Annotated in this window: 3 protein-coding genes; 2 read left to right on the top strand and 1 reads right to left on the bottom strand. The window is 54.3% G+C overall.

Going from position 1 to position 4,884, the window contains the following annotated elements; translation table 11 throughout:
• Nucleotides 1-256: 256 nt before the first annotated feature.
• The gene (locus M0974_RS09995) at nt 257-1,549 is read right to left on the bottom strand and encodes a hemolysin family protein (RefSeq protein WP_297835815.1); all 1,293 of its coding nucleotides are present in this window, start codon (nt 1,547-1,549) and stop codon (nt 257-259) included.
• Nucleotides 1,550-1,753: 204 nt separating this feature from the next.
• Between M0974_RS09995 and M0974_RS09990 the strand changes: the two genes are divergently transcribed.
• Nucleotides 1,754-4,447, top strand: a complete 2,694-nt coding sequence (locus tag M0974_RS09990) for a glycosyltransferase (RefSeq protein ID WP_297835813.1) — start codon at nt 1,754-1,756, stop codon at nt 4,445-4,447.
• A gap of 153 nt (nt 4,448-4,600) precedes the next feature.
• Nucleotides 4,601-4,884 (top strand): hypothetical protein (locus tag M0974_RS09985; protein WP_297835812.1); only part of this gene is annotated, 284 nt, incomplete at its 3' end.

The following is a 4,884-nucleotide window of genomic DNA, read 5'->3' as shown; positions in this document are numbered from 1 at the left end:
CGTACCATCATAGGCCTCAAAAACACCCCCGAGCGAAGTGCGCTCGACTTGTTTCAATCCAAAATCGAGCGCCATCTTGATTGACTCGTCGAGATCTTCGACGCCGAAAATAAGCTGCTCGGGACCAATGATATTCATGTCCGTCTCCTAGTTTGCATTTTGCCGCAGGCCGGCGATATTAGCGGAAGGCTTATTTCATCTGAATCATCAATTCCAATCGTCTTTTTGGATCGCGATCATCGATGAACCCGTTAATTCAATTCTCGGCCAACAGATCCTTCACTGCCCGTATCCGTGTGACGCGCCGACCTTCCATGTCGAGAATTTCAAACCGCCACCCAGCAAAAGTGATACGGTCACCAGCCTGCGGCACCCGGCGCAACAATGCGAGCATTAAACCTGCCAAAGTGTGATAGCTGCCCTCTGCCGGCAAAGACGGCAAACCGAGGCGCGATTTCACATCATCTACCGCTGTCATGCCATCCAGTTCCATATCCACAGGTTGCGTAGGACGTTCTGCCGCGGCGGCCTGAGCCAACGCATCGCCAGTGATTGCTTCCAGAACGTCGGCTGCGGTCACTAATCCCTCAAAACTACCGTACTCATCCATTACCAAAGCCAAGCCCAGCGGATCTCTCCGCAAAAGTGGCAGGGCATCCAGGGCCGTAACGGTATCCGGCATCACTAATGGCTTGCGCAGTGCGTCGTCGACGGACAGATCTCGGCCATCCAGCAGACTAACAAGCAGATCTTTGGCCAAAACGACGCCGATCACGTTGTCAATTGCACCGTCACATACCACGAAGCGGCTGTGCGGGGTCGCTCGCAATTCTTCGATCACTTCGCGGCGGGCGTCATTGCGATCTATCCATACAATTTCGTTGCGCGGCGTCATAATCGCGCGAACCGGCTTGTCGGCCAAGCGTAATACGCGTTCGATCATATCGCGTTCTTCGTGTTCTAAAACGCCTTCCTCTGCGCCCTCGGCCAGCAAAATTTTCAATTCATCTTCAGTTACCACCTGCCGGTCGCCCTCAGCAGGACCAAACAGCCTCATCACCAAGGTCGACAAACCTGCAAGAATTCCCACAACAGGTCTCGTGGCACGAGCCGCAAAATCCAGCGGTCCAGCCACCACCAGCGCCACAGCTTCCGGGTTGCGCAGCGCCAATTGCTTGGGCACCAATTCGCCGAAAATCATGGTCATGAAAGTGATCGCGATTACCACGCAAACCAAGGATATGTCATCTGCGGGCGCTCCACTCAGCCCCAGTTCGCGCAGCCACACCGCCAGCGCTGAAGCGATGCGGGCCCCACCGAATGTGCCCGACAAAATAGCTACTGTGGTAATACCTACTTGTACTGTGGGTAGAAAACGTTCAGGATTCTCGGATAATTCATGCGCCAGCCGAGCTCCCTTTCGACCCGCCCGTTCGAGTACAGCCAGCCGCGCGCGCCGCAACGACACCATGGCCATTTCGCTTAACGCGAATATTCCATTCAGCAGAATCAGCAACGATATGATCAGCAGTTCGGATACAATGCTCATGTGTTGGTTTTAGCAGGAATATGGGAGCCAGCCATAGCAACCGCGTTGCATCTCAGATTGATGCTCACGCTGAAATAGAAAAATACTTCACCAATCACAACGCAAAGCCTTAAACTCGCCACATTCAGGCCGGTTCATCGCCCTAGTGATCTTTTAGAAACTGTGCGTCGGGCCCATCAGGCCCATTTTGGGACGCAAACTACCATGACCCATCCTTCCGCCCTTGTCTCTGCTGCCACTGGTTCGGCTGGCCCTCGCTTGCCGGTTTGGCGTGGTTTGCTGCACCCCACCACGTTGGTGGCGCTGGCAGTAACAGCGGCGGCTGCGTTTGGCGCCTGGAGCTGGCATGAGCAACCTGTAACGCCGCCTGACTTTAACGGGCGCGTTGCCGGACTTGCTTTTTCGCCTTACCATGCTGGCGAATCGGGTGAAAATGGAAAGCAGCCCACCACCGCCGAAATCAAATCAGACCTTGCCATGGCTGCGGCGCAAACCGGTCACATCCGACTTTACACTGTGGCGGGCGAGTTTGCCGACATTCCGCACTTGGCCGAGGGCACTAACCTCAAAATTACTCTTGGAGCTTGGCTTGACCGCAAGGCAGCCGACAATGCCGCAGAATTGAGCCGCCTAATTCGCATTGCCAATCAAAATCCCAACGTCGAACGGCTGATGGTGGGCAATGAAACCCAGTATCGCGGTGATCTTTCGCTGCCGCAACTCATCGCGGACATTACTAAAGTAAAAGCGGCTACTCATGTTCCGGTTTCGACCGCTGAGCCACCTTATGTTTGGCTGCGGCACCCCGAACTTGTCAGCGCTGTGGACCAGATCACCGTGCATCTGCTTCCTTACTGGAACGGAACGCCGATCAAGGATGCGATGCCGCAGATTATGGGCTGGTACACCCAGTTACAGCACGCCTATCCAAACAAGCCGATTGTGGTGGGAGAAGTGGGTTGGCCGAGCAATGGCGTTACCCTTGGTGGCGCTGTGGCCAGCCGTGAGAATCAGGCCATGTTTCTGCGCAGCTTCTTCAACGTCGCCGCGCAACGGCACATCGATAATTACTTCGTGATGGAAGCATTCGACCAACCTTGGAAGACACCATTTGAAGGTATGGCTGCAGGCTATTGGGGCATGATGGATCAGAGCCGTCACGCCAAATGGTCGATGACAGGCTCAGTGACGGAAGACCAAAAATGGCTGATTTGGGCTGGAATCTCGGTGGCAATGGCGGTGATAGCCTCAGGCCTGCTGTTGTCACGGCGTCCCGATATCAGCCTGCCTGGTAAATTGATGTTTGCGGGTTTAGCCCAGAGCTTCAGTATGGTGCTGGCTCGTGTGTTGCTGGCGATGAACGGCCAATATCTGACCGGTGGTTCTTTGGTAGTATGGAGTGCGCTGGCCGCTGGCCAAGCATTGCTGATCATGCTGCTTCTGGCCGATAGTTTCGAAATGGCCGAGGCGATCTTTGGCCGTGTGTGGCGCCGTATTCCTAATACGGCGCCTGTGCGTGGTAACGCGCCTTTGCCCAAAGTTTCAATCCATATTCCCATCTGCAACGAGCCGCCCCACATGGTGAAGCTTACGCTCGATGCGCTGGCCGAGATGGATTACCCGAGCTTCGAAGTGCTGGTGATTGACAATAATACCAAAGATCCTGCCCTTTGGGAGCCAGTTGCAGAACATTGTGCCCGTCTGGGTGCTCGCTTCCGCTTTTTCCATCTGGGTAAATGGCCCGGATTCAAAGCTGGCGCGCTGAACTTTGCGATGCGTGAGACCGCATCCGACGCCGAGGTGGTGGGCGTGATCGATAGCGACTATATCGTAAGCCGCGATTGGCTGCGTAGCATGACGCCTCATTTCGCCAACCCGCTGGTCGGATTCGCGCAAAGCCCTCAGGATTATCGCGACAATGACGGCTCTTTCTTCAAGCGTCTGATGTTCTGGGAATATGCCGGCTTCTTTCAGAACGGCATGGTAACCCGTAACGAACGCAATGCGGTGATCCAGCACGGCACCATGACTTTGGTACGTAAATCAGCGCTGCAGGGTGTAAACGGCTGGGCCGAATGGACCATCTGTGAAGACAGCGAGCTCGGCTTGCGCCTGATGCGCGGCGGCTGGGAAGGCGTTTATTCGGCACAGAGCTTTGGCAAAGGCGTCATGCCTGATGATTTCGCCGCTTTCCGTAAGCAACGGTTCCGCTGGGCTTATGGCGCGATGCAGATTTGCCGTGGACATATGAAAGCTCTGTTTTCTCCTGCTACTAAGGATCTGACTCTCGGTCAGCGTTGGCACTTTGTAATGGGGTGGTTGCCTTGGGTTGGTGATGGTCTAGGCTTAGTGTTCCTGCTGATGGGCCTGGCCTGGAGCTTGGGCATCATCATCAACCCGATCCGTTTCGTGTTCCCGATCGCATTGTTTATGTTGCCTTCGCTGGGCCTGTTCACTTTCAAGTTGGTGCAAATTTTTTCACTTTACTCTGCCCGCGTGAAATGTGGTTGGGCCGATCGGCTCGGCGCTGCAGTGGCCGGCCTGGCTCTTTCTCACACGATTGGCAAGGCAGTGCTCAAAGGTCTGGTGATCCGTACAGCGCCTTTCCTGCGTACCCCTAAGATGGAAAATGCTCCGGCACTCGTGCAGGGCTTGGTGATGGCTCGCGAGGAATTGGTGCTGATGGTTGCCACCTGGGCTGCGCTGATCGGTGTGGCGCTCGTAACCCATCTGGGTTCGGTGGAGTCTAAACTTTGGTGCTTGGTGCTGTTCACCCAATCGCTTCCCTATGTGGCATCGGTGTTTGTCGCTGTCATGGCTGCTCTGCCGGCACGGGTGAAGGCTTTGTCGCCCGCAGCAGTTCCTGAAAAAAACGGATTGTTCGCTTCAGGCGATTGATCGGCCAGCCAAGATCGATCAAAACCGCCAGTGAGGGATCTCCATTGGCGGTTTTATTTTGATTCCACACTTACATATGTCTAATTTTTGAGAATATTCTTGATAAAAAGTTAAAATGTTCCTAGCCTCAGTTTAACTATTGGCGAGGTTCTCATGTCTGAAAATAGTTTCGGCGCGCAGATTGTTCCCTTTCATTCGAAGCCACCTTCCCTGTCACTCATGCCAAACCCACAGCAGGAGCAAATACATGCTTCCTTGTCGCGACTTTTGGCTGCATTAGAGGATCAAAAAACCGCCGTTCAGGAATGGCGTATAAACCTCAATAGTTTGCACATTGCGGTGCAAAAACTTGGCACAAACATGGGAAGCTACAGCGGCAAGCTTGCTCGCTTAGAAGACAATCTCAATGACCTGAGAGCCAAGTCTTTGGAGACGGT

This window comes from Pseudomonas sp., assembly GCF_026224925.1.
Classification (GTDB): Bacteria; Pseudomonadota; Gammaproteobacteria; order Pseudomonadales; family Pseudomonadaceae; genus Aquipseudomonas.
Note: the sequence above shows the minus strand (reverse complement) of the source record. Positions and strands in the feature narration are given on the sequence as shown.